This is a genomic window from Streptomyces sp. NPDC087901 (assembly GCF_044742205.1).
Taxonomy (GTDB): Bacteria; Actinomycetota; Actinomycetes; order Streptomycetales; family Streptomycetaceae; genus Streptomyces.
Map to the genome: position 1 here is coordinate 85,731 of NZ_JBIUUC010000016.1, position 13,839 is coordinate 99,569.

Below are 13,839 nucleotides of genomic sequence, written 5' to 3' on the forward strand. Positions count from 1 at the left end.
CGAACAGCAAGCTAGCCCTGGACCGGCCCCGGAAAGGCCCGGGAAAGGGGCTGACGGCGATCGTTATGACGGCCTTAAGGGGCCACTCAAGAATGCTTAAGACCGGCCGTCGGCTGCCCCGGGACCGGGACGCCTCCCGGGGAGAGGGGCCGCCGCTGTCAGTGGCAGCTGGCACGATCGGTCCATGACGACGATCGACTGGGATTCGGCCGCAGGTTCCTTCGACGAGGAACCGGACCACGGCCTGCTCGACCCCGTGGTCCGGCACGCCTGGGCGCAGCGGTTGGAGAACTGGCTGCCCCGGGAACGGTCCGAGGTCCTCGACCTGGGGTGCGGCACCGGAAGCCTGGCGCTGCTCGTCTCCGGGCAGGGCCACCGGGTCACCGCCGTGGACCGCTCGCCGCGCATGGTGGAGCAGGCACGCGCCAAGCTGGCCGGTACGGGGACCGAGGTGCTGACCGGGGATGCGGCCGCGCCGCCGGTCGGCAAGCAGCGGTTCGACGTGATCCTGGTCCGGCACGTGGTGTGGCTGCTCCCCGACCCGGCGGCCGTCCTGAGCCACTGGTTCGGCCTGCTGCGGCCCGGCGGCAGACTGGTCCTGGTCGAAGGCGTGTGGAACGGGGTCGGGCTGTCCGCCGGGCAACTCACCGCGCTGATCACCCCGTTCACCGAGCGCATCCACCACGAGCGGCTCTCCGGCGACCGGGACCTCTGGGGCAAGGAGGTCGACGACGAGCGCTACGCCCTGGTGGCGCGGGCCGAACCCCCGCGCCGGCACGCCGAGGTCGTCGATGTGCATCTGATCCTCCGCCGCGGCTCCGACGTGCTGCTTGCCCGACGGGCCGGTACGGGGTACGCGGACGGGCTGCTGCACGCCCCGTCCGGGCATGTGGAGGACGGTGAGGACGTCCGTGACGCGGTGATCCGCGAGACGGCCGAGGAGATCGGGATCGCGCTCGAACCGGAGGAGCTCCGCATGGCCCTGGTCATGCAGCACCGGGGGCCGGGCGGCAACCCCAGGACGGGCTGGTTCTTCGAGGCGGAGTACGACCCGGACCGGCCGCCGTACAACCGTGAACCGGACAAGTGCTCCGGGCTGGAGTGGTTCCCGCTGGACGCCCTTCCGGACGACATGGTCGCGTACTGCCGCGCCGGCCTCGACGGTTACCGGGCGGGGGAGCAGTTCCTGATCCACTGGCACGAGGACGGCGACACCGTCGCGTACGAACCACGGGGCGTCCGCCGGGCCGTGCCGCTGCAGGCCGGCGGCGCTCGTACCGGGCGGCTGCACCACATCGAGCTGTGGGTGCCCGATCTGGCGGCCGCCGCGCCCGGCTGGGACTGGCTCCTCGGCGAGCTGGGTCATGTCCCGTACCAGCAGTGGGCGCACGGGCGCAGCTGGCGGCGCGGCGACAGCTATCTGGTGATCGAGCAGTCGCCCGACCTGGCCCCCGGAGCGCACGAGCGCCGACGCCCCGGGCTCAACCACCTGGCGTTCCACGTCGAGGACCGGGCCACCCTCGACGCGCTGGTGGCCCGGGCCCCCGACCACGGCTGGCGGCTGCTGTTCCCGGACCGCCATCCGCACGCGGGCGGCGACGGGCATGTGGCCGCCTACCTGGAGGACGCGGCGGGGTACGAGGTGGAACTGGTGGTGGGCTGAGGGGGCGGGCCAGAGGGCCCGGGGCGAGGGTTGGGCGAGGGGGCTGGCCGGCCGGGTTTCCCAGCCCTCTCTTTCGGGCCGGGACGAGGGCCCGGGTGCCGGACGGCCGGGCGCCCAGCCCCCTCTCTCGGCCGGGGCGCCTCAGCCCAGCAGCCCGGCGAACCCCTCCTCCGTGCGGGCGATGCGTTCCAGCTCGTCCAGCGCTTCCACGGCGGCCCTCGCCGCCTCCGGGTCGCGTCCGGCCAGGCCGCTCTCCTCGAACTCGTCCTCGTCCAGGCGCAGTACGGCGGAACGGTCCGCCGACACCCACAGATCGAGATCCAGGTCCTCGACGAGCAGCTCGCCGTCCCGCAGGACGGCCGGGCGGGTCACATCGCAGTACCAGCCCTTGAGTTCACCCGCCCCGGTGCGGACCTCCTTCACCGCGAACCACGCGTCGCGCCAGTAGTACTCGGTGAAGACGTCACCCGGCTCGAAACGTACGAAGCCGAAGTCGCGGACTCCGGGGGCGGCCCAGGGCGCACGTACCGTCACCCGGGTGCCGTCGTCGGCAACCAGGGCGGCGGGATAGCGGATCTTGGTCTTTCCGGCCTTGACCAGGACGACCGTCAGTTCGGACTCAGCCGAGTTTGCGGACATGGCGCACCTGCTTCGCACAGATCTCGTAGCCGAACCAGCGGTTGATCGCCAGCATCGGACCGTTGCCGGCGTCGTTGCCGGTGTAGGCGTCGGTGAACCCGGCGTCGCGCGCCCGGTGCAGCGAGTCGTTCTTGGCGAGCTTCGCCAGCCCGCGGTTGCGGAACGCCCGCCGGGTCCCGGTCATCCCCGACCAGTAGCGGTCCACTCCGTCGGTCTCCGCCGCGGTGAACGCCGCCACCTCGCCGTCGGCCACCACGACCGAGGTGAGGTGGTGGTCGAGGCCGGGACTGCCCCAGGTCTCCGTCAGCCACTCCTCGTAGTCCGACAGCCGGGCCGGTGTGTCGCTGGGCTCGTCCGTGGTGGTCTCGGCATCAGCCTCGAAGAGCGGGCGCGGATCGTCGGCGAAGTCGGCGCCGGTGCGCAGCTCGACACCGGCCGGCAGCTCCTGACGGGGCGGCAGTGTGGCGCCCGCCAGGCCGAGATGGAAGAAGTGCGCGGGCCTGCTCGACGCATAGTCGTGCTTCGCGGCGAACGCCCGGTCGCCGGGGGTGTCCAGGACCCAGACGTAGACCGAGGTCGCACCGGCCAGGGCCAGATACTCCTCGGCCGTACGCAGCAGCAGCGTGCCCGCTCCCCGGCCGGTCCGCTCCGGGTGGATGTACGGATTGCAGAACGCCTGCCCCGGCTCGGGGCTCTCGTACGCCAGCCCCGCCTGGGCCGTCCCGATGACCTCGCCCTCCTCCTCCGCGACCAGCAGCCGGTACCGCTTGTCAGGATGGGCGGTGGCCAGGTCGAACACGACCTGCTCCGGTGTGGTGACCAGGAATGGGAGCGCCGCGCGCCTCACCCGGACCCAGTCCTCGGCGTCGGCGGGCCGGAAATCGCGCACGATGACAGTCATGGCCCGGACCGTACCCGCAGGTCCGGCCCGTCCGCTCCCGAATTTCCGACGGTGGGGCAGAATCGGCCCGTGACTCTGAAGATCGCCGTTGACCCGGATTCCGGCACCGCTCCGTACGAGCAGCTGCGCACGCAGATCTCCGAACTGGCCCGCTCCGGCGCGCTGCCGGTCGGCTACAAGCTCCCGACCGTCCGCGGTTTCGCCGAGGAGCTCGGCCTCGCCGCCAACACCGTCGCCAAGGCCTACCGGGCGCTGGAGGGGGACGGGGTGATCGAGACACGCGGGCGCAACGGGACGTTCGTCGCCGCCGCGGGCGACGCGGCCGAACGCAACGCGGCGTCCGCGGCGCGCGAGTACGCGGAACAGGTCCGGCGGCTGGGGATGTCCCGGGCGCGGGCGCTGGAACTGGCGCAGGACGCGGTGCGGGCGGTGTACACGGGGTGAGGCGGGGCTGATCCGGCCGGGGAGTCCGCGCGGCCGCGGTCCGTTCAGAGGTACAGACCCGCGTCCGCGCCCGAGTCCTGCCTGGGGACCGATGCGGGGCCGGTGCCGCGGCGCAGCGCGTACAGCTCCGCCAGGGTCGCTCCCTCGCGCGCCACGTCCCGGCCGAGGCCCTCCTCCGTGCCGAGCCACGCCACGGACTCCTTGCGGGTCAGCGGTCCCACCTCGATCCGGGCCAGGCAGCGGCCGGGCCTGACGGCCGCCGGGTGGAGCCGTTCCAGGTCCTCGTTGGTGGTCACCCCGACGAGGACGTTGCGGCCCTGGCCCAGCAGCCCGTCCGTGAGGTTGAGGAGCCGGGACAGCGCCTGGCCGGCCGTGTGTTTGGCCTCGCCGCGGATCAGCTCGTCGCAGTCCTCGAGCAGCAGCAGCCGCCAGCGGCCTTTCGCGCTGCCCTCGTCCTCGCCGATCGCGATGTCCATCAGATAGCCGACGTCGTTGAAGAGCCGCTCGGGGTCGAGCACGCAGTCGACCTGGCACCAGTCCCGCCAGGACCTCGCCAGGGTGCGCAGGGCGGACGTCTTGCCGGTGCCGGGCGGTCCGTGCAGCAGGAGCAGCCGGCCCGAGATGTCGTCGGGCGTGACCTTCATCAGCCGGCCCATCGCATCGGCCACCGGTGCGGTGTAGTTGGCCCGTACCTCGTCCCACGTACCGGCCGCGATCTGACGGGTCGTGCGGTGCGGTCCGCGGCGCGGCGACATGTACCAGAAGCCCATCGTCACGTTCTCGGGCTGCGGCTCCGGTTCGTCCTGGGCGCCCTCCGTGGCGTCGTCGAGCACCTTCCGGGCCAGTTCGGGGGTGGTCGCGGTGACCGTGACGTCGGCGCCCCGGTTCCATCGCGAGATGAGCAGGGTCCAGCCCTCGCCCTCGGCGAGTGTGGCGCTGCGGTCGTCGTCGCGCGCGGCGCGCAGCACCTTCGCGGCCGGGGGCAGCAGCGTGGCCCCCGTCCGGACCCGGTCGAGGGAGGAGCTGTGCGAGTACGGCTGCTCGCCCGTCGCGAAGCGGCCGAGGAACAGCGCGTCGACGACGTCGGACGGGGAGTCGCTGTCGTCGACGGTGAGCCGGATCGGCAGAGCGGACTCGGGGTTGGCAGACATGGCGCCCATGATCCGGCACGGGGGCACCCCGCGCACCCAGGTTTCATCAGTGCCGATATGACGTGCGCCGGTGCTGATATGACGTGTGATCGGAGAGCGCCGGGAAAAGCTCATCCGTTCGACTTGGCATGGACACTTCCGGAATGGCCTTCGCTGCTGCTACCACGGACGTGGCAGAGATCCTGCCGGCAGATCCCTGGGAGGTTCCATGAAAATGTCCAGACTCGTGGCGTTCTCGTCCTCGCTCCTGCTCGGTGCAGTCATCGCCCTGACCGGGGCGGCCACCGCGAACGCCGCATCGTCCGTACAAGCCGTCGACTATGTCGCGCTGGGCGACTCCTACTCCTCGGGGGTCGGCTCCGGCAGCTATATCGGCTCCAGTGGTGACTGCAAGCGCAGCACCCTCGCCTACCCCTCGCTCTGGGCGGCCGCCAACGCGCCCGCCTCGTTCGCCTTCACGGCCTGCTCGGGTGCCCGCACCGGTGACGTGACGGCAAGCCAGCTCGGACCGCTCACCTCCTCGACCGACCTGGTCTCGATCTCCATCGGCGGCAACGACGCGGGATTCGCCGATGTCATGACGACCTGTGTCCTCCAGTCGGAGGCCACCTGCCTCAGCCGGATCGCCACCGCCCGCAGCTATGTGGACTCCACCCTGCCCGGCAAGCTCAACTCGGTGTACGACGCGATCAGCGCCAAGGCCCCGTCCGCCCATGTCGTCGTCCTCGGCTACCCGCGCTTCTACAAGATCGGCGGCAGTTGCGTCGTCGGTCTGAGCGACAAGGTGCGCACCGCCATCAACGGTGCCTCCGACTACCTCAACGCGGCCACTGCCAAGCGCGCCGCCGATCACGGCTTCACCTTCGGTGACGTCGCCGGAAAGTTCACCGGGCACGAGATCTGCTCCGGAAGTGCCTGGCTGCACAGTCTGAACTGGCTCAACATCGGTGAGTCGTACCACCCCTTCGCCTCCGGGCAGTCCGGTGGCTATCTGCCCGTCCTCAACGCGCTCGACTGACCGGCCCGCACCCACGTTCGTCACCCCGTCAGGCCGCCTCCCGGGGCGGAGGTCCCGCAGGCCGGGGCCTTCTTCCGGGGGCCGGCCCCGAGGTCGGTGAGGTGTCCAGAGGTTGGCGATCTGTCCAACTCGCCCTGGAATCGCAGTGATTCGCAGACAGGTCGTCAACCTCCGTATGTGTGTGCTCAATCCTGTGCCCGGGATACACGTGTGTCGCCGCGGGGCGATAGGGTTAACCTGCCCGGGCCGGGTGCCCTCGTACGGGTGGGGAGTGACATGGAACAGATAACGATGCACAGCAGGGCGCGTGTGCCTGCCATCACATGCGGGAGCAGCGCGACGAGTTCGCGCCTCGACCGTCACCTCGCAGTGCTGGGCGGCCCCGCCGTCCCGCAGCGCGAGTCCGCTGAGGCGACGCTGCTGATGCGCGAGCTCACCTCGCGTGATGCCGCGCACACCCGCCGGAGCAAGAGTGCGCGGGTCTCGCTCTTCGCCCCGCTGCGGCGACTGCGCCGCTCGCTCTTCGGCAGCCGCCGCTGAATCGACGAACCCGGTCCCCGGCGTCGCGCTGCTGCCTGCTCTTCCGTCATCCCCGGAGCCGGCAGTGGCGCTTCGCCATGTCCGCGCGAGCCCCTTGCGGGGTCGTGGCCGCATGGGTGTCGTCCGGTGACGTGAGGTCCGGTGAAGTGGGTGCCGAGATAATTCGGTGCCGAAATACTTCTACACTGTTCGCATGCCCGAGAAGCGAGCCGCGCGCCTGAGCCCCGACGAGCGAAGGGCGCAGTTGGTCGCCATTGGCGTGGACATGCTCGCCGATCGCTCGCTGGACGAGCTCTCCACCGACGATGTGGCGCGCCGCGCCGGCATTTCCCGGGGGCTGCTCTTCCACTACTTCGATTCCAAGCGTGACTTCTACCGCTCCGTGGTGCAGCAGGAGTGCGACGACTTCGCCGCAGCCACGGAGCCGGACTTCTCGCTGGAACCCGTCCCCTGGCTGCGGTCCTTCATCGCCGGGTTCGTGGCGTATGTGACGGAGCATCGCAGGGTCTATCTCGCCCTGGTCCGCGGCGCCGGAGGCAGTCACCCCGCCGTGGAGGACATCGTCGAGTTCACCCGCCACACTCTGGCCCGGCGGGTGGAGGAGGGGCAGCGGCGGCTGGGGATGCCGGACTCACCGCGGCTGCTGGTTGCCGCCCGGGCCTGGATGGCCTTCGCCGAGGAGGCTGTCACCAGCTGGCCGCTCGACGAACCGGACGCCCTCGACGAGCTCGGCGCCTTCCTGGAGTCGAGCTTCGTCTCCCTGCTGGGCGCGCTGGACCGGCCGGTCGCGCTGCCCGGCTGAGCGGCCCACCGACGACCTGATCCGCGCCGCGTCGCGCACCAGCCCGTTACGCCTTCATTCGCCGCCGCGCGCGTAGCGGCGTACGGACAGTGGCACGGCGACCGCGAGCAGCAGTGCGGACCAGAGCAGCGTCCCGGCCACCGGGTGGGCGACCGGCCATGCGGCGTCGGCGGCCGGCGAGGCATTGCCGAAGAGGTCGCGGGTGGCCGTGGCGACGGCGCTGATCGGATTCCACTCCGCGAGCGTGCGCAGCCACCCCGGCAGGTTGTCGGTCGGGATGTACGCGCTGGAGAGCAGCGGCAGAATGAACGTGGCGGCGCCCATCTGGCCGGCGGCCTCCTCGTTCCGGATCAGCAGCCCCAGCCAGCAGCCCACCCACGAGGTGGCGAACCGGAACAGCAGCAGCAGCCCGAACGCGCCCAGCGCGGCGGCCGGGCCGCCCTCGATCCGCCAGCCCACGGCGAGTCCGACCAGGATCAGCGGGATCAGGCCGACGGCCGTGGTCAGCAGATCGGCCGCGGTCTGCCCGAACGGCACTGCGGTCCTGCTCATCGGCAGGGTGCGGAACCGGTCCATCACGCCCCGGTGGCAGTCCTGCGCGGACTGGAACATCCCGGTCATGATGCCGTTCGCGGCGGTGGCCGCCAGCAGTCCCGGCACCAGGAAGGCGCGGTACTCCTGACCGGGCACGGCCAGGGCGCTGCCGAAGACGTACCCGAAGAACAACAGCATCGTGATCGGCATCGTCTGGGTCAGGATCAGGACGCCCGGGGCCGCCTTGATCCGTTGCAGATGGCGGCCGAGCATGGCCAGGGCGTCCGCGACCGGTGTGTTCGCGGCCCCGGTGGCGTCCGGGGTCCGGCGTTCCGTGACGAGTGCGTCGGTGCTCATGCTGCCGTCTCCTTCAGGGGGGCGCTGCGGCCGGTCAGACGCAGGAAGACCTCGTCGAGGGTGGGCGGCCGCAGGCTCGCGTCGTTCACCGCCGCGCCCGCCGCGTCGAGCTCGCGGACGATGCGGGGCAGGGTGAGCGTGGGGTCCGTGGCGACCGCGCCCACGGTGCGGCGTTCGTGGTCGAGCACCGGCGCGGCACCCGTCAGCTGGTCCAGGACGGCCGCGGCCGGGGCGAGCGCCGATGCGTGGGCGACGACGACCTCGGCGTAACTGCCGATCCGGGCCTTCAGTTCGGCGGGGCTGCCGCTGTGGGCGGCCCGGCCGCTGTCGACGAGGACGATGTCGTCCGCCAGCTGATCGGCCTCCTCCAGATACTGCGTGGTGAGCAGGACGGTGGTGCCGCCGCCCGCCAGCTCCCGTACCGCCGCCCAGATCTGATTGCGGCTGTGCGGGTCGAGTCCGGTGCTCGGCTCGTCCAGGAACAGCACCTGGGGCCGGGCCAGCAGACTGGCCGCGAGATCCAGGCGGCGACGCATCCCGCCCGAGTAGGTGCGGGCCGGGCGGTCGGCCGCGCCGGTCAGCTCGAAGCGTTCGAGGAGGTCGTCGGCGCGGGTGCGCACGGCCGCGCCCCGGTACTTGAGCAGCCGGGCGAAGAGCCGCAGGTTCTGCCTGCCGGACAGCTCGCCGTCGACGGAGGCGCTCTGCCCCGTGACGCCGATCGCCGCCCGTACGGCCCCGGGCTCATGCACCACGTCGTGGCCCGCGATCCGGGCGCTGCCACCGTCGGGGGCGGTCAGCGTGGTGAGGACGCGGACGGCGGTGGTCTTGCCGGCGCCGTTGGGCCCCAGGACTCCGCAGACGGTGCCCTCGGCCACGGCCAGATCGAGGCCGCTCAGCGCATGGACGTCGCCATAGCGCTTCTCCAGACCTTCACTAAGTACAGCGTACGTAGTTGTCATGCCGCAACGGTACCGTACTACGTACGGTGTACGTAACTACCATGGTGGTCGAGGTGATGATCAATGGTGGGGCGACCCGCTGTACCCGAAGTGATCTGGGCGCGCCCCGAGCGTGCGGGCCGCGGCCCCAAGCCCGCGTTCAGCCGCGCGGACATCGCGGCTGCCGCCGTGCGCATCGCGGACGCGGAGGGGCTCGACGCGGTGTCGATGCGGAAAGTGGCGGCCGAGCTCGGCTGCGGCACTATGTCGCTCTACAACTACGTGCCCCGCAAGGAGGACCTGCACGAGCTGATGCTCGACGCCGTCAGCGCGGGGTACGAGTACCCGGAGCCCTCGGGCGACTGGCGCGCCGACCTGCTCGCCCTGGCCCACCAGGCCCGGGGGATGATGCGCCGCCACACCTGGGTGCCCCGACTGATGTCACCCGTCTACGGGTTCAGCCCGAACGCCCTGCGGTACCTGGAGTACGCGCTGAGCTGTCTGGACGGCGTGGACGTGCGGTTCGGCGAGAAGATGGAACTCATCGCCATGGTCAACGGCGTGGTGACCACCTACACCGCCAACGAGATCGCCACGGCGGAGCGCAGCCGCTCGCTGCCCTGGTCCGAGGAGCAGGAGCAGGCTGCCCGCACCGGGTATCTGATCAGCCAGGTCATGACCGGGAAGTACCCGCGGATGGCGGCCGGGTTCGCCGAGGATCCCGGACCGATCGATCTGGACGGGGTGTTCGACCGGGCACTCGCCCGGGTGCTGGACTCGTTCGACCGGACATGATTCCGAACGCCTGCTCCATGCGTCGGAGGATTGGCCGCGCCGGGTGACGGGCGGTGCCGGCACGGACGACGGCCGGTGCTGCCCGGTGGGCGGGGGCGGCGGGTACGGCAAATACGGCGGGTACGGCAGGGCCGTGGGGGCGTGCTGCGGGACCTCTCCGTTCCGCGGCCGAGCGCTCGCGGGGCGGGCTCACCCCTCCGCGCGGGCCGCTCACCCTCCACCTGGGCAGCTCACCCTCCACCTGGGCAGCTCGCCCTCCACCCGGGCCGCTCACCCTCCGCGCGGGCCGTCCGGTGCTTCCGGCCGGCCGCCGTCCGTGGGGGCGGCGCGGCGCAGCGTGCGGATCGCCGGGATCGAGAGCAGCGCCACGCAGCCCACCAGGCAGGTGCCCGCAGAGACCAGCAGCAGCCGCTCCGGGGAGGCCAGTGCGGTGGCGGGCCCCGCCAGTATCTGGCCGACCGCGATCCCGGACACCGAGCCGGCCAGCTCGTACGCGGTGACCCGGTTGAGTACCGCGGGTGGGGTGTGGGTCTGCACGCTGGTCGCCCACATCACCGACCAGAACGCCAAGGCGCCGCCGCCGAGGACGTGGCCCGCCAGCAGCACCGGCAGCTCCGCGCCCAGTGCCACGCAGAGCGGCAACACCGTGAACAGTCCCATCGCCACCGCGCCTGCCGCCAGCGGCCGGGCGGGTCGCACCCGCAGCGCCAGCAGGCCGCCGAGCACGGTTCCGACGCCGAGGAACGAGACCGCCAGGCCGTAGGCGTTGGGGCCGGACCGGGAGCCGATCAGGGTCGAGGTGAGCGGGACCAGCGGGCCGAAGAGCAGCACGCCGTAGACCACCCAGATCAGGATCACCGCCCACATCCAGGTGCGGGAGCGGAACTCGTGCCAGCCCTGGCGCAGGTCGCGGCGGAGCGAACTCCCTCCGGGGGAAGGGGATCCGGCATCGGCCCGGGTGCCGGCGGGGGCGAGGCGGATGAGCGCCAGGCACAGGGCGCTGAGTACGAACGTGCCCGCGTCGATCGCGTACACGGTCCCGGCGCCGGTCAGCGCGATCAGCAGCCCCGCCAGGGCCGGACCGAGCAACTGGGCGAGCGCGTCGGCCACCTTCAGCGTGGCGTTGGCCCGCTGCGGCTCGCGGGTGACCAGCGGGACCATCCCGTTCACCCCCGGCTGGAACATCGCGGTGGCCGCACCGGCCAGGGCCGCCATGGTCACCAGCAGCCAGAAGGGCGGCGGCCCGGCGAGGAACGCGGCCGCCAGCACGCCCTGGGTGAGCACCCGGACGAGATCCGCGCCGACCATCATCCGGCGTGCGCCCCACCGGTCGGCGAACACCCCGCCGAACAGGACCAGGACGACGCATGTCCCGGTCCAGGTGCCGAGGACGAAGCCGACGCCGGAGACTCCGTAGAGCGCGCCCACCGCGAGCGCGGCGGCCACCGGCATCATCGCGTCGCCCACCAGCGAGACCGAACGGGCGACGAAGTAGAGCGTGAAGCGCCGGTCCCACAACGGAGGTCGTGCGGGCGGCCGTTCACCCGGTGGAGCACTGGGCTGCCCGCCGGGTGGATGGGCTGGGGGTGAGGACTGGTTCCGCGCTTGCGTAGTTGTCACAACGCACCATCCTGGTCCGGACCAATCGGCTGCCCCAGTGTCCCGAACGACATGATGGGGTACTTTCCCGCCATGACGCCTCGTTCGCTGCCGAAGTCCCCTGCGCCGCACCGGGTGGTGGCCCTGCTGCAGCCCCAGCAGTCGACCTTCCCGCTGGCCTGCGCAGCCGAGGTGTTCGGTGACCACGGCCCGGAGATCCCCGCCCGCTACGCGTTCGAGGTCTGTGCCGAGCAACCCGGGCCGGTGCGCACCCAGGCCGGCTACGACCTGCTGGTCACGGCGGGCCTGGACGCGCTGGAGCGCGCGGACACCTTGCTGGTGCCCGGTCGGCAGGGGCCGGCCGCCGCCGAGGTGCCGCCGGCGGTGGCCGCGGCGGTCAGCCGGGCGCACCGGCGCGGTGCGCGGATCGTGGCCATCTGCTCGGGTGCCTTCGTGCTCGCCGCCGCCGGGCTGCTGGACGGCCGGAGGGCCGCCACCCACTGGGCCAGGGCCGCCGAGCTGGCGGCAGGGTTCCCGCAGGTCCAGGTGGATCCTGGGGTGCTGTACGTGGACCACGGCGACGTCGCCACCAGTGCCGGATCGGCGGCCGGCGTGGACCTCTGCCTGCACCTCGTGCGTACCGACCACGGAGCCGCCTACGCGATGCGGATCGCACGGCAGATGGTGATGCCTCCGCACCGCGAGGGCTGCCAGCTGCAGTACGCCGAACTGCCCACGTCCGGGCCGGTCGCCGACTCACTGGCCCCGCTGCTGGAGTGGCTGGCCGGTCGCCTGGACCAGCCGGTCAGCGTCGCAGAGATGGCGGTCCGCTCCCAGGTCTCGGCCCGCACGCTGACCCGGCGCTTCGCCGAGCAGCTGGGCATCAGCCCCGGACGCTGGCTGCTCGACCGGCGGCTCGCCGCCACCCGGGCGCTGCTGGAGGAGACCGACCTGCCGGTGGAGACCATCGCGCGCCGGGTCGGCCTCTCCTCGGCCGTCAACCTGCGCAGGCGTTTCCACGAGGCGCTGCGCACCACGCCCGCCGCCTACCGGCGCACCTTCCGCGCGGACGAGGCCGGGTAGGGGCGCCGAAGCCGGCCTCCGGGGATGCCTTCCCCGAGGGGTGCCGAGCGGCGGTGTCACAGCTGCGGGAAGGTGCGGGTCCGCCGGTGTCACAGCAGCGCGAAGGTGCGGGTCCGCCGGTGTCACGGCTGCGCGAAGGCTCGGGTCCGGCGGTGTCACAGCAGCGCGAACTGGCCGTCCGGGCCCTCCTCCTGGTGGTCGAGCACGGACGCGGGCCGCCGGGCGGTGGCCGGCACCGGCAGCACGCCCGCCGCCCTCAGCTCGTGCACGCCGATCTCCGGGCCGTCCGCCAGCTCGTCCTGCCGGGGCCGCAGTTCGGCCAGCAGAGCGAGCAGCGCGATCAGTTCCAGCAGCTCCGACGTCCACTCCTGCGGCCAGGCACGGGGGCGTACCGCCTCCAGGCCGCCGGCCCCGGACACCGCCGCGCGGCGCTCGAACCAGAGCTCCAGCATCCGCACGCCGCCCACCCGGAACTCCCACGCACCCGCGGGCACCGGCGAGATGCGGCCCGAGCCTAGGCTCAGCACCTGCTCCTCGGCGTCGTACGACAGCTCCGACGGGACGGGCGGCACGGCGGCCCGCACATACGGGCGGCGCCCGCCCGGCAGCCGGGGGCGCTCCCCGCCCCGTGCCCCGCGCAACTGGAGCCGCAGCAGCTCCCGTCCCAGCTCCACCCCCGCCGACCAGCGCGCGGGGTCCGCGGGCAACGGCACCGCGCAGCCCGCGGGCGAGCGCCGGCCCGCCGCGATGATCCAGGCCAGCACGGACTCGGCGGTGACCGCGTCCCCGTGGCGGGCGCGCAGCAGGGCGAGGAGTCCGGGGGTCAGATTGGGTTCGGCGCCGCCGGGGCGCCGGTACAGCGGACGGATCCGGCCGGGCCGGCCCGCGGCGGAGTGGCCGTCGGGGAGCAGTGCGGTCACGGAGAGGGCGGGGCCCGTGTCCTGGGGGACTCGGCCGTGCTCGACGACGAAGACCTGGTGACCGTCGGCGACCCGCCACAGCTCGGGCCGGGCCACGTCGATCAGACGGTGGTCGGGGAGCAGCCACTGCTCGTCGAACGGCCCGTGCAGGATCCGTACCGGTTCCGGGCACGGCCCCGGCTCACGGGCGAACCGGCCGGTCCCGCCGGGCTGTCCGGGCAGGGCCGCCACCGGAGTCCACGGGGTACGCACACGGGTGGGCCCGAACAACTGCTCGCGCTCGGCGTCCGGTGCCTGCACCAGTCGATTCCAGCGGGCTCTGAGGGACGCCGCGTCCGGGGCGGTCACCCAGGGGCGCCCGGTCCGCAACGGCCGTACGGACCAGGGCATGAGGTCGTCGAGGAGCGGGCTGCGCGGGCCCTCGCCGGAGCCGGCCGCTGCCGGAGCTGCCACCG

The 13,839-nt window shown here is 72.6% G+C and carries 14 protein-coding genes; 7 read left to right on the forward strand and 7 right to left on the reverse strand.

What is annotated here, in order from left to right; genetic code table 11:
- Positions 1–184: 184 nt before the first annotated feature.
- Positions 185–1,663: a trifunctional class I SAM-dependent methyltransferase/NUDIX hydrolase/VOC family protein gene (locus ACIOEW_RS34505; protein ID WP_401968857.1), complete on the forward strand. Its 1,479-nt coding sequence runs from the start codon at positions 185–187 to the stop codon at positions 1,661–1,663.
- Between the two features lie 141 nt (positions 1,664–1,804).
- On the opposite strand, the gene ACIOEW_RS34510 is transcribed toward ACIOEW_RS34505, so the two are convergent.
- The gene (locus ACIOEW_RS34510) at positions 1,805–2,302 is read right to left on the reverse strand and encodes a DUF402 domain-containing protein (RefSeq protein WP_401968859.1); all 498 of its coding nucleotides are present in this window, start codon (positions 2,300–2,302) and stop codon (positions 1,805–1,807) included.
- Complete coding sequence (locus ACIOEW_RS34515; RefSeq protein WP_401968861.1) at positions 2,283–3,203, reverse strand: GNAT family N-acetyltransferase; 921 nt, start codon at positions 3,201–3,203, stop codon at positions 2,283–2,285. Before ACIOEW_RS34515 ends, ACIOEW_RS34510 begins: the two co-directional genes overlap by 20 nt.
- Positions 3,204–3,272: 69 nt before the next feature.
- Here ACIOEW_RS34515 and ACIOEW_RS34520 point away from each other — a divergent pair, with 69 nt between their 5' ends.
- On the forward strand, positions 3,273–3,647 hold the full coding sequence (locus ACIOEW_RS34520; protein ID WP_350992381.1) for a GntR family transcriptional regulator: 375 nt from the start codon (positions 3,273–3,275) through the stop codon (positions 3,645–3,647).
- A 44-nt stretch (positions 3,648–3,691) separates the two neighbouring features.
- Here ACIOEW_RS34520 and ACIOEW_RS34525 read toward each other — a convergent pair whose 3' ends face one another.
- Positions 3,692–4,798 carry a DUF5925 domain-containing protein gene (locus ACIOEW_RS34525; RefSeq protein ID WP_362548686.1) on the reverse strand — a complete coding sequence of 369 codons (1,107 nt, stop codon included), beginning with the start codon at positions 4,796–4,798 and terminating at the stop codon, positions 3,692–3,694.
- 208 nt (positions 4,799–5,006) lie between these two features.
- On the opposite strand from ACIOEW_RS34525, the gene ACIOEW_RS34530 reads away from it, so the two are divergent.
- The 3 genes from ACIOEW_RS34530 (at position 5,007) to ACIOEW_RS34540 (ending at position 7,158) form a co-directional block, all read left to right on the forward strand.
- Positions 5,007–5,816, forward strand: a complete 810-nt coding sequence (locus tag ACIOEW_RS34530) for an SGNH/GDSL hydrolase family protein (RefSeq protein ID WP_362548683.1) — start codon at positions 5,007–5,009, stop codon at positions 5,814–5,816.
- A 276-nt stretch (positions 5,817–6,092) separates the two neighbouring features.
- A complete protein-coding gene (locus tag ACIOEW_RS34535; RefSeq protein ID WP_350992387.1) occupies positions 6,093–6,356 on the forward strand; it encodes a hypothetical protein in 264 nt (87 codons plus the stop codon).
- 193 nt (positions 6,357–6,549) lie between these two features.
- Positions 6,550–7,158: a TetR/AcrR family transcriptional regulator gene (locus ACIOEW_RS34540; RefSeq protein ID WP_362548680.1), complete on the forward strand. Its 609-nt coding sequence runs from the start codon at positions 6,550–6,552 to the stop codon at positions 7,156–7,158.
- 54 nt (positions 7,159–7,212) lie between these two features.
- Here the strand turns inward: ACIOEW_RS34540 and ACIOEW_RS34545 are convergent, their stop codons facing one another.
- Positions 7,213–7,965, reverse strand: a complete 753-nt coding sequence (locus ACIOEW_RS34545) for an ABC transporter permease (protein ID WP_401968999.1) — start codon at positions 7,963–7,965, stop codon at positions 7,213–7,215.
- An 80-nt stretch (positions 7,966–8,045) separates the two neighbouring features.
- Complete coding sequence (locus ACIOEW_RS34550) at positions 8,046–9,008, reverse strand: ATP-binding cassette domain-containing protein (protein ID WP_401968864.1); 963 nt, start codon at positions 9,006–9,008, stop codon at positions 8,046–8,048.
- A gap of 63 nt (positions 9,009–9,071) precedes the next feature.
- On the opposite strand from ACIOEW_RS34550, the gene ACIOEW_RS34555 reads away from it, so the two are divergent.
- Positions 9,072–9,782, forward strand: coding sequence for a TetR/AcrR family transcriptional regulator (locus ACIOEW_RS34555; RefSeq protein ID WP_401968866.1), 711 nt, complete (start codon positions 9,072–9,074; stop codon positions 9,780–9,782).
- 270 nt (positions 9,783–10,052) lie between these two features.
- Here the strand turns inward: ACIOEW_RS34555 and ACIOEW_RS34560 are convergent, their stop codons facing one another.
- Complete coding sequence (locus ACIOEW_RS34560) at positions 10,053–11,300, reverse strand: MFS transporter (RefSeq protein ID WP_401968869.1); 1,248 nt, start codon at positions 11,298–11,300, stop codon at positions 10,053–10,055.
- A 174-nt stretch (positions 11,301–11,474) separates the two neighbouring features.
- Here ACIOEW_RS34560 and ACIOEW_RS34565 point away from each other — a divergent pair, with 174 nt between their 5' ends.
- Positions 11,475–12,464, forward strand: a complete 990-nt coding sequence (locus ACIOEW_RS34565) for a GlxA family transcriptional regulator (RefSeq protein WP_401968871.1) — start codon at positions 11,475–11,477, stop codon at positions 12,462–12,464.
- A 155-nt stretch (positions 12,465–12,619) separates the two neighbouring features.
- Here ACIOEW_RS34565 and ACIOEW_RS34570 read toward each other — a convergent pair whose 3' ends face one another.
- The gene (locus ACIOEW_RS34570; protein WP_401968873.1) at positions 12,620–13,837 is read right to left on the reverse strand and encodes a type ISP restriction/modification enzyme; all 1,218 of its coding nucleotides are present in this window, start codon (positions 13,835–13,837) and stop codon (positions 12,620–12,622) included.
- Between the last annotated feature and the right edge of the window lie 2 nt (positions 13,838–13,839).